At 73.3% G+C, this 18,794-nt stretch carries 19 protein-coding genes; 13 read left to right on the top strand and 6 right to left on the bottom strand.

What is annotated here, in order from left to right; genetic code table 11:
* Window positions 1-130 precede the first annotated feature (130 nt).
* Together E3Z34_RS15205 and metX are read left to right on the top strand one after the other, a co-directional pair.
* Entirely contained in the window at window positions 131-1,462 is a 1,332-nt protein-coding gene (locus E3Z34_RS15205) for a bifunctional o-acetylhomoserine/o-acetylserine sulfhydrylase (protein ID WP_134774277.1), read from the top strand.
* Window positions 1,463-1,467: 5 nt separating this feature from the next.
* Window positions 1,468-2,685: a homoserine O-acetyltransferase MetX gene (gene metX, locus E3Z34_RS15210; protein ID WP_134774278.1), complete on the top strand. Its 1,218-nt coding sequence runs from the start codon at window positions 1,468-1,470 to the stop codon at window positions 2,683-2,685.
* A gap of 9 nt (window positions 2,686-2,694) precedes the next feature.
* On the opposite strand, the gene E3Z34_RS15215 is transcribed toward metX, so the two are convergent.
* Window positions 2,695-3,867 carry a hypothetical protein gene (locus E3Z34_RS15215; RefSeq protein ID WP_134774279.1) on the bottom strand — a complete coding sequence of 391 codons (1,173 nt, stop codon included), beginning with the start codon at window positions 3,865-3,867 and terminating at the stop codon, window positions 2,695-2,697.
* Window positions 3,868-3,976: 109 nt separating this feature from the next.
* Here E3Z34_RS15215 and E3Z34_RS15220 point away from each other — a divergent pair, with 109 nt between their 5' ends.
* From E3Z34_RS15220 to E3Z34_RS15235, 4 genes are all read left to right on the top strand, one after another.
* On the top strand, window positions 3,977-4,471 hold the full coding sequence (locus tag E3Z34_RS15220; RefSeq protein WP_134774280.1) for an NfeD family protein: 495 nt from the start codon (window positions 3,977-3,979) through the stop codon (window positions 4,469-4,471).
* A 69-nt stretch (window positions 4,472-4,540) separates the two neighbouring features.
* Window positions 4,541-5,842 carry an SPFH domain-containing protein gene (locus E3Z34_RS15225; protein WP_134774281.1) on the top strand — a complete coding sequence of 434 codons (1,302 nt, stop codon included), beginning with the start codon at window positions 4,541-4,543 and terminating at the stop codon, window positions 5,840-5,842.
* Between the two features lie 101 nt (window positions 5,843-5,943).
* Window positions 5,944-7,623 carry an alpha-amylase family protein gene (locus E3Z34_RS15230; protein WP_134774282.1) on the top strand — a complete coding sequence of 560 codons (1,680 nt, stop codon included), beginning with the start codon at window positions 5,944-5,946 and terminating at the stop codon, window positions 7,621-7,623.
* Entirely contained in the window at window positions 7,620-8,576 is a 957-nt protein-coding gene (locus E3Z34_RS15235) for a TIGR03885 family FMN-dependent LLM class oxidoreductase (protein ID WP_134774283.1), read from the top strand. Before E3Z34_RS15230 ends, E3Z34_RS15235 begins: the two co-directional genes overlap by 4 nt.
* Window positions 8,577-8,579: 3 nt before the next feature.
* Here E3Z34_RS15235 and E3Z34_RS15240 read toward each other — a convergent pair whose 3' ends face one another.
* Window positions 8,580-8,792 (bottom strand): hypothetical protein, encoded by a 213-nt coding sequence (locus E3Z34_RS15240; RefSeq protein ID WP_134774284.1) that lies wholly within the window; start codon window positions 8,790-8,792, stop codon window positions 8,580-8,582.
* A gap of 100 nt (window positions 8,793-8,892) precedes the next feature.
* Here E3Z34_RS15240 and E3Z34_RS15245 point away from each other — a divergent pair, with 100 nt between their 5' ends.
* Complete coding sequence (locus E3Z34_RS15245) at window positions 8,893-10,128, top strand: hypothetical protein (protein WP_134774285.1); 1,236 nt, start codon at window positions 8,893-8,895, stop codon at window positions 10,126-10,128.
* 16 nt (window positions 10,129-10,144) lie between these two features.
* Here the strand turns inward: E3Z34_RS15245 and E3Z34_RS15250 are convergent, their stop codons facing one another.
* Window positions 10,145-10,654, bottom strand: coding sequence for a gluconokinase (locus tag E3Z34_RS15250; RefSeq protein WP_338043742.1), 510 nt, complete (start codon window positions 10,652-10,654; stop codon window positions 10,145-10,147).
* A gap of 96 nt (window positions 10,655-10,750) precedes the next feature.
* Here E3Z34_RS15250 and E3Z34_RS15255 point away from each other — a divergent pair, with 96 nt between their 5' ends.
* Window positions 10,751-11,998, top strand: coding sequence for a carboxylate--amine ligase (locus E3Z34_RS15255; protein WP_134774286.1), 1,248 nt, complete (start codon window positions 10,751-10,753; stop codon window positions 11,996-11,998).
* Here the strand turns inward: E3Z34_RS15255 and E3Z34_RS15260 are convergent.
* On the bottom strand, window positions 11,995-12,642 hold the full coding sequence (locus E3Z34_RS15260) for an IMPACT family protein (protein ID WP_134774287.1): 648 nt from the start codon (window positions 12,640-12,642) through the stop codon (window positions 11,995-11,997). The two genes, E3Z34_RS15255 and E3Z34_RS15260, sit on opposite strands and share 4 nt — an antisense overlap.
* 77 nt (window positions 12,643-12,719) lie before the next feature.
* Between E3Z34_RS15260 and E3Z34_RS15265 the strand changes: the two genes are divergently transcribed.
* From E3Z34_RS15265 to E3Z34_RS15275, 3 genes are all read left to right on the top strand, one after another.
* The gene (locus tag E3Z34_RS15265) at window positions 12,720-13,322 is read left to right on the top strand and encodes a copper resistance CopC family protein (protein ID WP_238695514.1); all 603 of its coding nucleotides are present in this window, start codon (window positions 12,720-12,722) and stop codon (window positions 13,320-13,322) included.
* Between the two features lie 196 nt (window positions 13,323-13,518).
* The gene (locus tag E3Z34_RS15270; protein WP_134774289.1) at window positions 13,519-13,668 is read left to right on the top strand and encodes a DUF3073 domain-containing protein; all 150 of its coding nucleotides are present in this window, start codon (window positions 13,519-13,521) and stop codon (window positions 13,666-13,668) included.
* Between the two features lie 163 nt (window positions 13,669-13,831).
* Window positions 13,832-14,371, top strand: a complete 540-nt coding sequence (locus E3Z34_RS15275; protein ID WP_134774290.1) for a hypothetical protein — start codon at window positions 13,832-13,834, stop codon at window positions 14,369-14,371.
* Here the strand turns inward: E3Z34_RS15275 and purM are convergent.
* Entirely contained in the window at window positions 14,359-15,474 is a 1,116-nt protein-coding gene (gene purM / locus E3Z34_RS15280; protein WP_134774291.1) for a phosphoribosylformylglycinamidine cyclo-ligase, read from the bottom strand. The two genes, E3Z34_RS15275 and purM, sit on opposite strands and share 13 nt — an antisense overlap.
* A 145-nt stretch (window positions 15,475-15,619) precedes the next feature.
* On the opposite strand from purM, the gene E3Z34_RS15285 reads away from it, so the two are divergent.
* The gene (locus E3Z34_RS15285) at window positions 15,620-16,351 is read left to right on the top strand and encodes an AMIN-like domain-containing (lipo)protein (RefSeq protein WP_134774292.1); all 732 of its coding nucleotides are present in this window, start codon (window positions 15,620-15,622) and stop codon (window positions 16,349-16,351) included.
* 19 nt (window positions 16,352-16,370) lie between these two features.
* Here E3Z34_RS15285 and purF read toward each other — a convergent pair whose 3' ends face one another.
* Complete coding sequence (gene purF / locus E3Z34_RS15290) at window positions 16,371-17,951, bottom strand: amidophosphoribosyltransferase (protein ID WP_134774293.1); 1,581 nt, start codon at window positions 17,949-17,951, stop codon at window positions 16,371-16,373.
* An 81-nt stretch (window positions 17,952-18,032) separates the two neighbouring features.
* Here purF and E3Z34_RS15295 point away from each other — a divergent pair, with 81 nt between their 5' ends.
* The gene (locus tag E3Z34_RS15295; RefSeq protein ID WP_134774294.1) at window positions 18,033-18,791 is read left to right on the top strand and encodes a DsbA family oxidoreductase; all 759 of its coding nucleotides are present in this window, start codon (window positions 18,033-18,035) and stop codon (window positions 18,789-18,791) included.
* The last annotated feature ends 3 nt before the right edge of the window (window positions 18,792-18,794 follow it).

Here is an 18,794-nt window from a genome sequence, read left to right on the forward strand (position 1 = left end):
GCCCGCCGCGCTCCCCGCGACCGGCCGCCCGCGTCATACCTCCCCGGCTGTCCGAGGCAGGGCTCAGCAGAGCGACCCGCAGCACGCAACCCCCTCTGCCCCCATCCTCTCGACACACCTGGAGCACCCCATGACCTACCGCGACTTCACCACCCGTCAGATCCACGCCGGCCAGACCCCCGACGCCGCCACCGGCTCCCGGGCGCTGCCGATCTACCAGACCACCTCCTACGTCTTCGCCGACGCCGACCAGGCCGCCAACCGCTTCGCCCTGGCCGAGCTCGGCCCCATCTACACCCGGATCACCAACCCGACCCAGGAGGTGGTGGAGAACCGGCTCGCCGACCTCGAGGGCGGCGTCGGGGCGCTCCTGGTCGCCTCCGGCTCCTCGGCGATCACCCTGGCGATCCTCAACGTCGCGGGCGCCGGCGACCACATCGTCTCCTCCCCGAGCCTCTACGGCGGCACCCAGAACCTCTTCGCCCACACCCTGCCCAGGCTCGGCATCGAGGTCACCTTCGTGGCGGACCCGTCCGACCCCGAGTCGTGGCGGGAGGCCGCCCGGGACAACACCAAGGCCTTCTTCGGCGAGACCGTCGCCAACCCGAGCGGGGACGTCCTGGACATCGCACCCGTCTCGGCGGTGGCGCACGAGGTCGGTGTCCCGCTCATCGTCGACAACACCATCGCCACCCCCTACCTCACCCGTCCGATCGAGCACGGCGCCGACGTCGTGGTCCACTCGGCGACCAAGTACCTCGGCGGGCACGGCACCTCGATCGCCGGTGCGATCGTCGACGGCGGCACCTTCGACTACGGGCGCAGCGGCCGCTTCCCCGGCTTCACCGAGCCCGACCCGTCCTACAACGGGCTGGTCTACGCCGAGACGCTGGGCGCGGACGGGATCTTCGGGGTCAACCTGTCCTACATCCTCAAGGCCCGGGTGCAGCTGCTGCGCGACCTCGGTCCGGCGGTCTCCCCGTTCAACGCCTTCCTGGTGGCCCAGGGCATCGAGACGCTCTCGCTGCGCCTGGACCGGCACGTCGAGAACGCCCGGAAGGTCGCGGGGTGGCTGGAGGGTCACGAGCAGGTCGAGCACGTCGTCTACGCCGGCCTGCCGGGGCACCCGTCCTACGAGCGGGCCCAGAAGTACCTCCCCAAGGGACCCGGCGCGGTGCTGGCCTTCGAGATCGCCGGCGGGGTGGAGGCGGGCAAGGCCTTCGTCTCGGCGCTGGAGCTGCACAGCAACGTCGCCAACATCGGTGACGTGCGTTCCCTGGTCATCCACCCGGCCTCGACCACGCACAGCCAGCTCGACGAGCAGGCCCTGCGCGCCGCGGGCGTGACCCCGGGCCTGGTGCGTCTCGCCGTGGGGCTGGAGGGGATCGAGGACATCCTCGCGGACCTGGAGACCGGCTTCGAGGCGGCGCGGGCCGTGGCCCGGCGCACCGAGGCGGCCTGACCGGGATGACCGCCCCAACGTCCCGGGCCCCGGTCCCGGCCCCGAGCGACCTTCCGCCCCGGCGGCCCGCCGACGGACGACGCCGGACCCGCCCGGTCGGGGCCCTCGCCCTCGAGGGCGGCGGCCGCCTGGAGGAGGTCCGCGTCACCTACCAGACGTGGGGCTCGCTCAACGCGGCCCGGGACAACGCGGTGCTGGTGCTGCACGCGCTCACCGGTGACAGCCACGTCGTCGGCGGGCGCGGGCCGAACCAGCCCACCCCGGGCTGGTGGCCGGGGCTCATCGGTCCGGGCGCCCCGATCGACACCGACGAGTGGTTCGTCGTGGCCCCGGCCGTCCTGGGCGGCTGCCGGGGCACGACGGGCCCCTCGTCGCCGGCCCCGGACGGGCGGCCCTACGGCTCCACCTTCCCCCGCGTCACCGTCCGCGACCAGGTGCGCGCGGAGGCCCTGCTCGCCGACGCCGTGGGCATCCACGCCTTCGCGATGGTCGTCGGGGGGTCGGTCGGCGGGATGCGGGCGCTGGAGTGGGCGGTCACGTACCCGGGGCGGGTGCGGCGGTGCGTCGTGCTCGCCTCGGGGGCGCGAGCCACCGCCGACCAGATCGCCTGGGCCGCACCGCAGCTCGCCGCCATCCGGCTCGACCCGGGCTACTCCGGGGGTGACTACTACCCCGGTCCCGGGCCGCGGGCCGGCCTGGAGATCGCCCGCCAGATCGCCCACGCCACCTACCGCTCGGCGGCCGAGCTGGAGCTCCGCTTCGGGGCCGAGCCGCAGGAGGGAGAGGATCCGCTGCGCGGCGGACGGTATGCCGTGCAGTCCTACCTGGAGCACCACGGCCGCAAGCTGGTGCGCCGCTTCGACGCCAACGCTTACCTGGCGCTCACCGAGGCGATGTGCTCGCACGACGTCGGGCGGGGGCGCGGCGGGGTGGAGGCCGCGCTGCGCCGGATCACCGCCGAGCTCACGGTCGGGGTCGTCTCCAGCGACCGGCTCTTCCCGCCCGCCGACGGGCAGGTGGTGGCCTCCTCCCCCGCCTGCCGAGAGCTGGCGGTGATCGAGTCCCCCTACGGGCACGACGCGTTCCTCATCGAGACCGACCAGGTCTTCGCACTCATCCACCGGGCGCTCACGAGCCAGGCCGTGCCGCCGGACAACCGTCCTCCCGCGCCGGCGGGAGTGGTCCCCGCAGCGGGCGTGGCCGCCGGACCCGCCCTGTGGTGACGGCAGGCTCTACAGGCCCGTGGGCTCGGGCAGCCAGTCCACCTCGGAGCACACCGCCCAGGGCACCAGCCCGGCCAGGGCGACCGTGGCGGCGGCGCCCGGGCTGACCACGCGGTAGTCCGCCGTCACCACCACCTGACCACCCTCCTCGGTCACGAGGAAGCCGTCGCCCACCAGGCCGGGCGGCAGCCCGAAGGCGTCGTCCCAGCCCACCGGTTCGGTCGTCGGCCACCCCTCGGCCAGCTCGAGCCGGGCCCGCGCGTCGGCGACCGCGGCCGGGTCCTGCGTGCCCTCCGGATAGACCACGCGCACGACGGCGTCCCGGCCGGTGAAGGCGATCCCCCAGGCCTGCGGCTCCAGCAGGTCCGCCACCTCGACGCTCCCGACGGCCGCCTCCTGGTCCTCGACGTCCGCGTCCGCCCCGAGCGCGGTCGGCCAGCCCAGGCACCCGGGGACGACGACCTGGGTCTCGACGCCCTCGCTGAGGGCCGCCGCGACGGCTGCGCTCCGGCTGAGGGTGGCGCCGGGCTCGCCCGCACCGCGCAGGAGCAGGCGCTCACCGGGGAGGACCTGCGCCCCCTCCACCCCGGCCACCCCGTCCGTGACCGCCCGCTCGAGCCCGTCGAGGTCCAGGTCGTCCCTCAGCCGCAGCGCCGTCCCCGCCGCGGCGAGGTCGTCGCCACCGTCCCGGTCCTCCGTCGCGTGCCCGGCCCACCGGACCTCCCAGACCACGTCGTCCTGGGTGACGCCGTACCGCAGGCCCAGCCGGCTGTTCTCCGCCCGCAGCGCACCGTCGGTCAGCAGCACGGTGCTGGCTCCCACGGCCCGCCAGAACTCGATGCGGTCGGTCTGGATGCTCTCGCTCGTCAGCTCGGCGGCCCCGAGTCGTTCCTTGACCCGGGCCCAGTCGGTCACGGTCAGGTATGCGGTGTCCTCCGGAGCCAGGGCGAGCGCGGCGGCGACCGGGCCCGGGTCGGGCCGACCGGTCTGCGTCGGGCTCGGCTGACCGGTCCGGCCCCCGACCGGCTGGCCGCTCGGCGTGACGGTCCCCGTGGCGGCGACGGGATCGGCGGGCGCGGTGGCCGTGGCGGCGACGGGATCCGAGGGCGCGGGCGAGCAGGCCGCCAGGCCGGTCGGGGCGGCCAGGGCGGCGAGGAGCAGGGTCGCGGCGGAGCGTCTCACCGTCCCATTCTCCCCGGACCCGGCCGCCGTCAGCCCCCACCTCCGGGAACCCTCCGGCCTGCTGACACGTCCACCACGTAGGATCGACCGCACAGGGAAAGGAGACCCTATGCCCGACTGGCTGCGTGATTCCCAGTGGCTGTGGTGGGTCGGAGCCGCCCTGGCCTTCGGCATCGTCGAGATGACCACCCTCGACCTCATCTTCCTCATGCTGGCCCTCGGCGCGCTCGTCGCCGCCCTCGTCGCGGGGGCCGGACTGCCGCTGCTGTGGCAGTTCCTGGTCTTCGCGCTGTCCGCGGGCCTGTTCGTCTTCGCCCTTCGCCCCGTGGCGCTGAAGTACCTCAAGCTCGAGGGCAAGGGGGCGCGGCTCGGCATCGAGGGGCACATCGGCCAGACGGCCACGGTGCTCACCGAGGTCACCGACCGCGGCGGGCTGGTCAAGCTGCGGGGGGAGGACTGGACCGCCCGGGCCGAGCTCGAAGGGTCCACCTACCCCGTCGGCGACCTCGTCACCGTGGTGCGGATCGACGGCGCCACGGCCGTGGTCACCGAGGCGCAGCCCGAGGACAAACCCTTCGACACCGACCACCCGCCCCTCGGGTGATCCCCCGGGAGCCCCGGCTCCGCAGACCTGCTTCCCGCCCTGACTGACGACAGACAAAGGAGAATCGTCATGCCAGCAGAACCCATCACCCTCATCGTGTGGTTCGTCGTCGCGCTGCTCGTGCTCTTCACGCTGGTGGCCATCGCCCGCGCGATCCGCATCGTGCCGCAGGCCACCGCCGTCATCGTGGAGCGGCTCGGCAAGTACGACCGCACCCTCGACGCCGGGCTGCACTTCCTCATCCCGTTCATCGACCGGCCGCGCTCGGTGGTCGACCTGCGCGAGCAGGTCGTGAGCTTCCCGCCGCAGCCGGTCATCACCAGCGACAACCTGGTCGTCTCGATCGACACCGTCATCTACTTCCAGCCGACCGACCCCAAGGCGGCGACCTACGAGATCGCCAACTACATCCAGGGCATCGAGCAGCTCACCGTCACCACGCTGCGCAACGTCATCGGCTCGCTCGACCTCGAGCAGACGTTGACCAGCCGCGACATGATCAACGGTCAGCTGCGCGGGGTGCTGGACGAGGCCACCGGCCGCTGGGGCATCCGGGTCAACCGGGTGGAGCTCAAGGCCATCGACCCGCCGGCCTCCGTCCAGGACTCGATGGAGAAGCAGATGCGTGCCGAGCGCGACCGGCGTGCGGCCATCCTCAACGCCGAGGGCGTCAAGCAGTCGCAGATCCTCACGGCCGAGGGGGAGAAGCAGGCCCAGATCCTGCGCGCCGAGGGCACCGCCCAGTCGGCGATCCTGGAGTCGCAGGGTGAGGCCCGCGCGATCCTGCAGGTCTTCGACGCCATCCACAAGGGCAACCCGGACAGCAAGCTGCTGGCCTACCAGTACCTCCAGATGCTGCCCGAGATCGCCAAGGGCGACTCCAACCAGATGTGGGTCGTGCCCACCGAGCTCACCGCCGCCCTGTCCGGGATCGGCAACGCGCTGGGCGGTGGCGGACGCCCCGGCGGCGCCGCCGACCTCGACGGACCGTCGGCCGGGCTGCGCGCCGACTCCGGCTACTCGGGTCTGGACGACCTCGAGACGCCGACGCTGGAGGACCCGCGTGAGGCGCTGCGGCGGGCCCGCGAGGAGGCCGAGGACGCCACGCGGGACGCCGAGTCCTCCACCCGCAACCGCAGCAAGGACGACGCCGACAAGGCGGTCGCCGCAGCGGCGGAGAAGGCCAAGCGCGCTCAGCAGGAGCGGGATCAGGCGCAGACCGGCCCGGCCGGCCTGGACCCGCTGCCCGAGCAGGAGCAGGCCGTCCCTGACCTGCCGAGCCGTCCGGGAGACTCCGCCGACCCGCAGCGCTCCTGGCAGCGGCCGGAGGGTGAGCGCTCCTCGTGGGAGAGCACGGGCCGCGGCGAGTAGCGCCGACCCACCCATGACGACGGGGCCGTGACCGGGAGGTGACGGCCCCGTCGGCATACCCCCGGGTTGTGCATCCGGGCCGCTCAGGTGAGGGTGAGGGCATGCGGATCACCGACACCAGCGACCTGTGGTGGAAGAGCGCCGTCCTCTACTGCCTGGACGTGGAGACCTTCCTCGACGCCGACGGGGACGGGGTGGGCGACCTCGAGGGCCTGGCCCGGCGCATCGACTACCTGGCCGACCTCGGCGTCACCTGCCTGTGGCTGATGCCCTTCTACCCCAGCCCGGACCGGGACGACGGCTACGACGTCAAGGACTACCTCGGCGTCGACGAACGGCTCGGTGACCTGGGCCGCCTGGTCGAGCTCGTCCGCCTCGCCCACGACCGCGGCCTGCGGATCATCGCCGACCTCGTGGTCAACCACACCAGCGACCAGCACCCGTGGTTCAGGAGGTCGCGGGCCGAGAAGGACCCGGCCCGGAACCCGTACCGCGACTACTACGTCTGGCGCGCCGACGACCCCGGCGACACCTCCGACCAGGTGGTCTTCCCCGACCAGGAGGACTCGATCTGGACCAAGGACGACAAGACGGGCGAGTGGTACCTCCACCACTTCTACCGCCACCAGCCCGACCTCAACCTGGACCACCCGGACGTGGTCGCCGAGCTGCTGCGGGCGGTCGGCTTCTGGCTGCAGCTGGGCTTCGACGGCTTCCGGGTGGACGGGGTCCCGTTCTTCGCCCAGGAGCCGGGCAAGGAGGGCGAGGACGACACGGTCGACCCGCACGCCTTCATGAAGAAGCTGCGGGACTTCATCCAGCTGCGGCGCGGCGACGCGATGACGCTCGGGGAGGTCAACCTGCCGCACGAGGAGCAGCTCGCCTTCTTCGGCGGGGAGTCCGCCGACGAGTTCCACATGCAGTTCGACTTCATCGGGATGCAGGCGACCTACCTGTCGATGGCCCGGCAGGACGCGCGCCCCCTCATCACCGCGCTGGAGGCCCGGCCCGCGCTGCACCGCACCAACCAGTGGGCGACCTTCCTGCGCAACCACGACGAGCTGACCCTGGACAAGCTCACCGAGGCCGAGCGGCAGGAGGTCTTCGAGGCCTTCGGGCCCGAGGAGCGGATGCAGGTCTACGACCGGGGGCTGAAGCGCCGCCTCCCGCCGATGCTGGGAGGGGACCCGCGGCGGGTGCGGATGGCCTACTCCCTGCTCTTCTCCCTCCCGGGCACCCCGACCCTCTACTACGGGGAGGAGATCGGGATGGGGGAGGACCTGGCGGCCGAGGGCCGGATGGCGGTCCGCACGCCCATGCAGTGGAGCGCGACGAAGAACGGCGGCTTCTCCTCCGCGCCCCCCTCCCGGCTGGTGCAGGCCGTCGTCGGCGACGGCTACGGCCCCGAGCACGTCAACGTCATGGACCAGCTGCACGACCCGGACTCGCTGCTCTCCTGGATCCGGGGGCTCATCAAGATCCGGCACGCCTGCCCCGAGCTGGGGTGGGGCGAGCTGTCGATCCTCGAGCACGACGGCCCGCACGCGGTGCTTGCCCACCGCCTGGAGCTGGAGACGACCGCGATCATCGCCCTGCACAACCTGGGGGCCGACCCCGTCACCCTGACGGTGCCGGTCGAGGGTTTCGGCGAGGACCCGCGGGTCGTGGACCTGCTCACCCACGAGGTGCTCGACCCGGCGACGCGGCTGTCCTCCTCGCTCGAGGGGTATGGCGTGCGCTGGCTGCGGGTGCGTCCCGCCGGCGACCTGGCGGTGCCGTGATGCGCATCGGGTTCCACGCCTCGCACGAGCAGATCTCGCCCCGCCAGCTGCTGGCGGACGTCCAGCACGCCGAGCGCGCCGGCTTCCAGATGGCCATGTGCTCGGACCACCTCTTCCCGTGGTCCTCGCAGCAGGGCCACTCCGGCTACACGTGGGCATGGCTGGGCGCGGCCCTGGCCACCACCGACCTGACGTTCGGCTGCGTCTCGGCCCCCGGCCAGCGCTACCACCCCGCAGTGCACGCCCAGAAGATCGCCACCCTGGGGCAGATGTTTCCCGGTCGCTTCTGGGTCGCGCTCGGCAGCGGGGAGAACATGAACGAGCACGTCACCGGCGACCGGTGGCCGACCAAGGAGGTCCGCACCCGACGGCTGGAGGAGTGCGTCGACGTCATCGGCCGGCTGCTCGACGGGGAGGAGGTCACCCACGACGGGCTGGTCACTGTCGACCGGGCCCGGGTCTGGGAGCGGGCCGACCCCCGCCCGCTGCTGGTCGGCCCGGCGACGTCGGTGGCCTCGGCGGCCCGGGTGGCGCGCTGGGCGGACGGCCTCGTGACGCTCAACCAGCCGCTGGACACGCTCCGCGAGCTGCTGGCGGCCTACCGGGAGGCCGGCGGCGCCGGCACCGCGTCGCTGCAGGTCCACCTGTCCTGGGCCCCCACCGAGGAGGACGCCGAGGCGATCGCCCACGAGCAGTGGCGCAGCAACGTCTTCCCCGAGCCGGTCAACTGGGACACCGACACCCCGGAGGCCTTCGACCTCATCGGCGAGCACGTGGGGCCTGAGACCGTGCGGCAGCACGTCCGGGTCTCCTCCGACCTGGGTCAGCACCGGGCCTGGCTGCAGGAGTACGCCGAGCTGGGCTTCGACGACCTGTACCTGCACTTCGTGGGGCAGGAGCAGGAGCGCTTCCTCGACGTCTTCGGTGAGCAGGTGCTGCCGCAGCTCCAGTGACGGTCAGGCGTGCTCGGCCACGAGGTGGCCCAGCAGCCGGCGCACGTCCCGCCCGGCGCAGGGCGTGGGCAGCCCGGCCCGGTGACGTTCGTCCTGCCCGGTGGGCCCTATGCTGCGCTGCGTGGAGTCGGGGAGCTGGGGGTCGTCATTGCGCGGCCGGAGCAGGACGGACAGGCTGCGAGGGTCAGTCAGGACCCGGGGAACAGTGGTGATCACCGGCGTCACTGTTCTCACCGCACTCCTCCTGACCAGCTGCTCAGGTGGCGCACCCTCCGGGCAGGGCCCAGTCACCGCCTCGCCACGGACCGGGGACACGGTGACCGTGCCCGACGTCGGATCGTCCCTCACGGACGAGCAGGTGCGCGCGGTGCTCCGGCAGATGGACGCCGCACTCGGCCAGGGCGACGTGGAGGCGTACCTCCAGCACGTCGATCCGTCGCTCGAGCCCGCCCAGCGCGCGTGGTTCGCGGCGGTGCATGCCGTGCCCATGGACGTGCGCCAGATCCGGTTGGACAGCGTCGTCTCCCGCAACAGTTCCGAGGGGACCGTCGCCCACGTCGGTCTCCGCCACCAGATCACGGGAGGCGACCCGGAGCCGCTGCTGGAGCAGTACCGCTGGGTCTTCGCCCAGGACGGCGACGGGCCGGTCCGACTGGTCGCCAGCACCGGACGCAACGGCGCCCTGTTCGGTCACCCGCAGGTCTGGGACCGCGGTGAGCCGGTGGCGGTCCTCGAGGGTGATCACGTCCTGGTGCTGGCCCCCGAGGGCTCCCGTGCCGAGGCCGAGCTCCTCCTCGACACCCTCGACCTCGCCGCCGGGCGCTCGCTGGAGACCCTGACCTTCCTCGCCCGGGGGCGCGAGGTGCTCGTCGTCCACCTCGTCGGGGCCGAGCTGCTGGAGGAGGCCACCGGTGTCGCGGAGAGCCCCACCGGCGAGCAGCTCCTCAAGGTCTCGCCCGACGAGATCCCCTGGGACGCACCCCGTCTGACCGGTACGGACACGCCCGTCGCGAGCCGGCTGCTGCTCGACGTCGACCTGGCCGTGGACGACCTGTCGGAGCTCGGGGCCAGCCCGGGCGGCCACACCTCGTTGCGCTACGTCGCCGCTGCGAGCGCCCTGTGGGGCGATGACGTCAACCTGTGGCCGCAGGGGTGGGTCGTCGAGGGGGTGTCGAACTGGTGGTCAGCCGCCGAGGACCCCCACTTCCTCGACAGCCTCCGGATCCAGGTCGGCGAGCACCACCGCGGCTCGGGGCCACCGGCCACTCTTCCGGTCGTACCGGACCTCAGCGACCCCGACTCCGTCGACGCCTTCACGCTGGAGTCCGTCAGCCTGGCCCTCCACGTGGCCGAGGTCCACGGACAGTCGGCACTCATCGACCTCGCCGGCAGGCTGGTCCTGCTGGACAGCCGGTATGACGAGAAGGGCATCGAGAGCGCCTATGTCGACGTGCTCGAGCTGGGACAGGACGAGCTCCTGCAGCAGTGGGCGGCGTGGAGCGGCCAGCTCGCCGAGAGCGTCGACGGGTCCCTGCCGCCGCCCACCGTCTGAGCCGAGCAGGTCACGGCTACCTAGAGGTCTGGTCCAGCTGCGCCATGACGATCCGGCCGATCCGCTCCGGCGGGTTGGCCACGTCGACCAGGACACCGCGCTCGTCGTCCTCCAGCGGCTCGAGGGTGTCCAGCTGCGACTCGAGCAGCTCCGGCGGCATGAAGTGGTCCTGGCGGGACTGCATACGCTCCAGCAGCAGCGACTTGTCGCCGACGAGGTGCACGAAGTAGACGCCGGGTGCGCCCTCGCGCAGCAGGTCCCGGTAGGGACGTCGCAGCGCCGAGCAGGTGAGGACCGAGCAGCTCCCGGCCCGGTCCTGCTCGCCGAGCCAGCCCGCGAGGTCGCGCAGCCAGGGCCAGCGGTCCTCGTCGGTCAGCGGGAAGCCCGCAGCCATCTTGGCGACGTTGGCCTCCGGGTGGTGCTCGTCCCCCTCGGCGAAGGGCCACCCCAGGGCGTAGGCGACCGCGCGGCCGATGGTGCTCTTGCCGGTGCCGCACACCCCCATGACGACCACGTGGGAGGGCACGTCCGGATACGGATCGGGGATCGGCGCCACGTCGGGTACCTCCTGGGTCGGCTGGTCCCACCTTAGTGACCGGCGCCTGACGTAGCATCGACCGCCATGAGCGCCCCCCTCTTCCAGCCGGTCCTGCTGGGCACCGACCAGGGCACGTACGCCCTGGCCCGCGCCTTCCACCAGCAGTACGGCGTCCGGTCCGTCATCGTCTCCCGCGGCCGGTCCGGGGCGATCGCGAACTCCCGCATCCTCGACCTCGTGCACACCGGGGACGACAGCGACCGCGCGGACCTGGTCGCGGCCCTGCTGCGGGAGGGCCGGGAGCGCACGCGCAGCGCCCCCGACGTCCCGCTGGTCCTCATGTACAACTCCGACTCGCACGTCGAGCTGGTCTCGGAGCACGCGGAGGAGCTCTCTGAGTTCTACCGCTTCCCCCACCTGGACCGGGACAAGCTGGCCCAGGTCGCGGACAAGAGCCACTTCGCGCAGATCTGCGAACGGCTGGGCCTGGCGACGCCGCGCACCTCCGTCGTGCGCTTCGCCGGCGCCGACGACCCCGCCTGGGTCCCGGACCCGGTCGACGTCACCTTCCCCGTCGTCGCCAAGCCCGCCAACAGCGCCGACCTGGAGAACATGCGCTTCCCGGGGGTGCGGAAGGTGTGGTTCCTCGACACCCCCCAGGAGTGGGAGGACACCGTGCGGGTGCTGCGCGAGGGCGGCTTCCGGCACGACTTCCTCGTGCAGGAGCTCATCCCCGGCGACGACACCCACCAGTACTCCGCGGTGGCCTACGTGGACCGGTCGGGCCGGGTGACCGCGCTGGCGACGGCCCAGGTGCTGCTCGGCGAGCACGACCCGATGACCATCGGCAACCCGGTCGCCATGATCACGACGCCGCTGCCGGAGATGATGGACGCGACCGAGCGGATCCTCACCGAGGTCGGCTACTGGGGGTTCGCCAACGTCGACGCCAAGCGCGACCCGCGCACCGGGGTGCTCTACTTCATGGAGATGAACGCCCGGATGGGCCGTAACTCCTTCTACGCCACCGCAGCCGGGGCGGACATCGTCGGCGCGCTCGTGGACGACGTCGTGCGCCAGGTGCAGCGTGAGCCCCGCCGGGGCACCCACGAGCTCCTCTACTCCATCGTCTCGCCGCTGATGCTGCCCTACTACGTGCGGGACCGGGCGCTGCGCCGCACGGTCGTGGCGGCGGCCCGGCGGGGCATCGTCCACCCGCTGCTCTACGAACGGCTCAACCTGCGCCGCCAGGGGTACGTCGCCGCCCAGCGCCTCAACCACGTGCGCAAGTTCGCCCGGCACTACCCCCGGCTGAGCGACACCGGCTTCTAACCGGCCGGGCCCGGAGCCAGGTCGACCCAGGTGGAGCCGACCTCGCTCACCTGCGCCGACCCCGAGGTCAGCCGGGCCAGCTCGCCGAGCAGCCGGTCGGCCCGTGCCACGGGCACGCCGAGCCGCAGGGTGACCTGCTGCCCCCAGGCGACGTCGAGCACCTCCACCCCCTGGGCCCTCAGGTCGTGCTCGAGGCGGCCCGAGCGGTCCGCCCCGACCGTGACGTCCACCAGCCGGAGGAGCTGGCGCGGCAGGACCGTCGCCGCGGCCACGGCCTCCCGGACCGCGCCCGAGTAGGCGCGGACCAGGCCACCGGTACCCAGCAGCGTGCCGCCGAACCACCGGGTCACCACGGCGACCACGTCGGTGAGGCCGGCGCCGGTCAGCACCTCCAGCATCGGGGTGCCCGCGGTGCCCGCCGGCTCCCCGTCGTCGTTGCTGCGCACGGTGGCGCCGTCCGGCCCCAGGACGAACGCCGAGCAGTGGTGACGCGCGTCCCAGTGCACCGTCCGAGCCTCCTCGACGACGACCCGGGCCTGCGCCTCGTCCTCGACCCGCCGCAGCCAGCACTCGAAGACCGAGCGCTTCTCCTCGAGCCGGGCCACGACGGGGGCGGCGACGGTGCGGCAGGTCGTCGGCTCCACCCCGGCAGGGTATGCCGTCCCCGGTCCGGCCGGGGGACCCCCGCGACCGCCCTCGTACACTCGCAGGGGTGAGACGGATGCTTCGGTCGCTGCTCCTGCCCCTTCTCGTGACGTTCCTGGTGCTGGCACCCCGCGGGGCGCTCGCCCACGACGAGCTGCTGGGCAGCGACCCCGCCGACGGGGCGAGCGGCGTGGCACCGGCCCAGGTCACGCTCACCTTCTCCGGGCAGATCGCCCAGGTCGGGGCCACCGTCGTGGTCACCGACGGAAGCGGGGCCTCGGTGGTCGCGGGCGAGCCCGTCGCCGAGGGCACCGAGGTCGTCCAGCCCCTGGCCGCCGACCTGGCCCCGGGTGCCTACGAGGTCGTGTGGCGGGTGACGAGCCAGGACGGGCACCCGATCTCCGGCACCTTCGGCTTCGAGGTCGAGGGGGTCCCGGCGGCCGAGGAGGCCCCCGACGCCGAGGAGCAGGAGGCTGCGGCGAGCGACGACGGGAGCGAGGTGGTCGCGGCGGCACCAGCCACGCAGGAGCCCGTCGACGAGCCTGCCGACACCCCGGCCCCGGACATGACCGAGGACGAGGCGGGGGGTCTGCCCCTCTGGGTGTGGATCTTCGTGGCCGTCGCCGTCGCCGGCCTCCTGGCCCTGCTGGCGCAGACGTGGCGGCGGAACCGGGCCTGACCAGCGCGGACGGCACCACATACCCCGTTCCCGCCCGGAGCGTGGGTGGACCGGCCCCGGTGACCGATGGCGGATGTGAGCCCTGTCTCATGTAGCCTAGGCATCACGGAAGACACCAATCCCGGGCCGGCTCCGCGACCTGAGCTCTCAGACCAGCGATGCCGCCCCGGCAGACTCGACACAAGGGGGTCACGCCATGGGGCGCGGCCGAGCCAAGGCTAAGCAGATCAAGGTGGCACGGAAGCTGAAGTACTCAGCGCCGAGCACCGACCTCAGCGCACTCGAGCGGGAGCTCCGAGCCTCGCGCGGAGACGTCGACGACCACTCCGACCCGGTTCCCGACTAGGAGCCGGAGGACGACGTCGTCGACGACGACGATCCTTACGCGGCGTACGTGGTCGAGGACGACGACCAGGACGACTACGGCTCCTGGGCCACGGGCAGCTCCCGGTGACCGCAGCTGGTGGCCGTCCCGCTGACGACCACCGGCTCGACGGGGAGGATCAGCCATGACCGGTCGGGCCCGCCACGAGGCGAGGTGGACCCACGCCGACGCCACGGTCCGCGGCTCCCACCGCAACCGGGGCTGGGTGATGCTGCTCGTCGGCTTCGCCGCCGTCGTGACGTTGTCCACGGTGGCGTACCTGGAGTTCATGCGCTTCGAGACCGTCAGCTACGAGCTGCGGCAGTGCGAGCGCCCGCTCTCGGAGTCCTCGTCCTGGGCGGACGTGGAGGCCGCCGGCTGCGTGCCGGTGACGCTCACCGACGCGGCTGACCTGGTGGTCCTCGAGGCCGCGACGCGCAGCACCCCCGACCGCGTGGACGGCTCGACCTGGGTCTTCGACGAGGTGCCCGTCAACTCCCCCGCGCACGCCGTCGAGTTGGTCACGCCGTTCGCCGGGCGGACCGCGGTCATCGCCGAGCCCACCAACCGGGTGCTCCGCGACGAGATGTCCTCCGACGCCTCCGGGACACGCTGGAGCGGCTTCATCGGCTCCCGCGGCCCCACGGAGTACTGGCTGCTGGTGACCCCCGCTCAGGCGGGGTAGTCACCCACCATCATCACCGCTCCCCCGTCGACGCCCTTGGCGCCCTGCACGACCGGGTCCCGGTGCGCCTGCGCCGTGGCGGGGTCGGCGATCGCCCCCACGACCCAGGACTCCATGCCCTGGGCCTGCAGGATCTCCTGGGCGCGAGCCGCGCCCTCGGGCGCCACCACCGCCACGAAGCCGACGCCCATGTTCAGCGTCTGCTCGAGGTCCGGCAGCGGCACCCGGCCCAGCTCCTGCACCAGGCCGAAGACCGGCGGCGGGCTCCAGCACCGCTCGACGGTCGCGAGCTCCCCGGCGGGCAGCACACGGGCCAGGTTGGCCGCCAGCCCGCCGCCGGTGACGTGGGAGAGGGCGTGCACACCGACGTCGGCCCGGACCACCTCCAGCAGCGCCCGGGTGTAGATGCGCGTGGGCTCCAGCGCCTCCTCGCCGATCGTGCGCCCCAGCTCGTCGACGTGCCGGTCCCACCCCCAGCCGGCCGCCGCGACGACCCGGCGCACCAGGGAGTAGCCGTTGGAGTGCAGCCCGGAGGAGGGCAGGGCCAGCACGACGTCGCCGCGCCGCACCCGGTGCGGCCCCAGGACGAGGTCGTGCTCGACCACCCCGGTCGCGGCACCGGCGACGTCGTACTCGTCCGGCTCCAGCAGACCCGGGTGCTCGGCGGTCTCCCCGCCGACCAGGGCGACGCCGGCCAGCTCGCACCCGTGCGCGATCCCGGCGACGATGGCGGCGATCCGCTCGGGCACCACCCTGCCGCAGGCGATGTAGTCGGTCATGAAGAGCGGCTCGGCGCCCGTGACGACGATGTCGTCGACGACCATGCCGACGAGGTCCTGGCCGATCGTGTCGTGCTTGTCCATCGCCTGGGCGATCGCGACCTTCGTGCCGACCCCGTCGGTGGAGGTCGCCAGCACCGGTCGGCGCAGGTCCTTGAGCGCGGAGGCGTCGAACATCCCGGCGAAGCCGCCCAGCCCCCCGAGCACCTCCGGCCTGGTGGCCCGCCGCACGGACTGCTTCATCAGCTCCACCGCCCGGTCACCGGCGTGGACGTCCACCCCCGCGCTGGCGTAGGTGATCGGCTGACGGTCAGACGAGCTCATGACGTCCCCTCGGTCGGTGCGGGCGGGCAGGTCCAGGGTATGCCGTGGCGCTCGCGGCCCTCCTGCCGGCGTGGGCCGGCAGGGGCAGGGAGGGACCCGCCTCGACCCCTGGTGACGTCGGGCGCCGCAGGAGTACCGTCGAGGTATGAGCAGGAGGGCGTGCAGGAGGACGGGGGCAGCGACGGCCGTGGCCGTGCTGCTGCTCGCCGGGTGCCAGGCCGGGGGCGAGCCGGCCGGCTCACCCACCCCCACCAGCGCGACGCCGACGCCGAGCGAGGCCGCCCCGACGACGCAGGACGAGACCTCGAGCGAGGACGCGACCGGGACCCCGAGCGAGGACCCGACGGAGACCGCGGGCGAGGACCCGACGGAGACCGCGCCCTCGGCGGGACCGACCGGGGACGCGACGGAGACCGGGCTGCCACCGTCGGCGCTGCCGCCGTGGACCGACGACCTCACCGAGGAGGCGCCGCAGGCGGCCGGGTCGGCCCAGGAGATCACCGGGGTGCGGACGGGGCGGCACGAGGACTTCGACCGCGTCGTGCTGGATCTCACCGGGGACGAGCCGACGCTGGGCTGGTTCGCGCGGTTGGTCGACGAGGCCGTGGAGGACCCCTCGGGCCTGCCCCTCGACGTGGAGGGCGAGCGCTTCCTGCAGCTGGGGATCGCCGGGATCGACTGGACCGTGGACTCCCCCGACCGCTACGACGACGGGCCGGTGCAGGGCCAGGGCACCGAGGTCGTCACCGAGGTGGTCTTCGGCGCCCTCTTCGAGGGACAGCAGCAGATCCTCGTCGGGCTGCGCGAGGACACCGACTACCGCATCTTCACCCTGGCCGACCCCGCCCGGATCGTGATCGACGTCCGGCACCCCTGAGGTCGCGGCCCGGCAGGGCTCAGGCCCGTCGGGCCGTCCCCGCCTCCGGGGACAGGGCGCCCGTGCCCACCCGGTCCACGTCGAGGGTGCCGACCTCGGTGGGCGGCACGTCCCCGTGCGCGACGGGGAACTGCAGCTCGAGCACGTCCTTGCCGAGCTGGTCCGCCGCCGGGAGCTCGATCGGGTAGTCGCCCGAGAAGCACGCGGTGCACAGCGTCGACCGGTCCTGCTCGGTGGCCGCCACCATGCCCTCCTCGGAGATGTAGCCCAGGGAGTCCGCCCCGACGGAGGCCCGGATGTCCTCCACCGCCAGGCCGGTGGCGATGAGCTCCGCGCGGGTGGCGAAGTCGATGCCGTAGAAGCAGGGCCAGCGCACGGGCGGGGACGAGATGCGCACGTGCACCTCGGCCGCACCGGCCTCGCGCAGCATGCGCACCAGGGCCCGCTGGGTGTTGCCGCGCACGATCGAGTCGTCGACCACCACGAGCCGCTTGCCCCGGATGACGTCCCGCAGCGGGTTGAGCTTGAGCCGGATGCCGAGCTGGCGGATCGTCTGGCTGGGGGCGATGAAGGTGCGGCCGACGTAGGCGTTCTTCACCAGGCCGTGCCCGAAGGGGATGCCGGAGGCCTCGGCGTAACCGATCGCCGCGGGGGTGCCGGACTCCGGCGTCGGCATCACCAGGTCGGCCTCGACCGGGTGCTCGCGCGCGAGCCGTCGGCCCATCTCGACCCGGGCGTCGTAGACCTCGCGGCCGGCGATCGTCGTGTCGGGCCGGGCGAGGTAGACCCACTCGAAGACGCACCGCTTGGGGGCCGGGTCGGCGAAGCGCCGGCTGCGCAGGCCGTCCTCGTCGACGGCGATGATCTCCCCCGGCTCGACCTCCCGCACCACGGAGGCCCCGACGATGTCCAGGGCCGCGGTCTCGGAGGCGACCACCCACCCGCGCTCGAGCCGGCCCAGGACCAGCGGCCGCACCCCCTGCGGGTCGCGGGCGGCATACAGGGTCGTCTCGTCGCAGAAGATGAGGCTGAAGGCGCCCCGCAGCCGCGGCAGGACGTCCATCGCCGCCTCCTCCAGCGGCAGGTCGTGGTCGGCGGTGAGCAGGCCGGTGACGATGGCGGTGTCCGTGGTGTTGCCGCGCGCCACCTCCCCGGAACGTTTGTCCAGCCGCCCGGCGTGCAGCGAGGTCAGGCGGTCGCGCAGCTCGGCGGTGTTGATGAGGTTGCCGTTGTGCGCCAGGGCGACCGTGTGGTCGTCGGTCCCGCCGAGGGTGGGCTGGGCGTTCTCCCAGCTGTTGCGACCGGTCGTCGAGTAGCGGCAGTGCCCCACGGCGACGTGACCGGGCAGCGAGGCCAGCGCCGCCTCGTCGAAGACCTGGCTGACCAGGCCCACGTCCTTGTAGACCACGAGCCGCTGGCCGTCGCTGGTGGCGATGCCGGCCGCCTCCTGCCCCCGGTGCTGCAGCGCGTAGAGCCCGAAGTACGCGAGCTTCGCGACCTCCTCCCCCGGGGCCCATACCCCGAAGACGCCGCAGGCGTCCTGGGGCAGGCGCTCCCCCGGCAGGAGGTCGTGCGAGAGCCGTCCGTCAGCGCGAGCCACGCTCCCCATCCTTCCACAGGGCGACCGCCCCACCACCCGGCCCGGGGGAATGTGACGCGTCACTCTCACGTTGTCCCCGCCATGCGCATCGACATCTGGTCCGACATCGCCTGCCCGTGGTGCTACATCGGCAAGCGCCGCCTCGAGACGGCGCTCGCGGGCTTCGAGCACCGGGACGAGGTGGAGGTCGTGTGGCGCAGCTACGAGCTCGCGCCGGGGGCGCCCGTCCCCCCGACCCGCACGAGCGCGGCCCACCTGGCGGAGAAGTACGGCGGCACCCCCGACCAGATCGCCGCCATGACCCGCCGGGTGGCCGAGACGGCGCAGGGCGAGGGTCTCCGCTACCGGCTGGACGACACGATGCACGTCGCGACCCGGGACGCCCACCGGCTGCTGCACCTGGCCCTGGAGACCGGTGGGCCCCGGCTGCAGGGGGACCTCAAGGAGCGGCTGCTGGAGGACTACTTCGTCCGCGCGCTCGACGTGAGCGACCACGTCGTCCTGCGGGCGGCAGCCTCCGAGGTCGGGCTGTCGCCGGAGGAGGTGGACCGCGTGCTGGGCTCGGACGCCTACGACGAGGAGGTCACCGCCGACATCCGGCAGGCCTCGGCCCTCGGCGCCGGGGGCGTGCCCTTCTTCGTCCTCGACGGGCGCTACGGCATCTCGGGGGCGCAGCCCGGCGAGGTCTTCGCCGACGCGCTGCGCCGGGCCTGGGCCGACGCGCACCCTCCCCTGACCACGCTCGGCGGCGGCGCGGCCGGCACGGCCTCCGGGACAGCCGGGTCCGACGACGGCGCCGCGGTGTGCGGCCCCGACGGGTGCGAGGTCCCGGCCCGCTGACGC

Origin of the sequence: Ornithinimicrobium flavum (assembly GCF_004526345.1) — a bacterium.
Taxonomy (GTDB): domain Bacteria; phylum Actinomycetota; class Actinomycetes; order Actinomycetales; family Dermatophilaceae; genus Ornithinicoccus; species Ornithinicoccus flavus.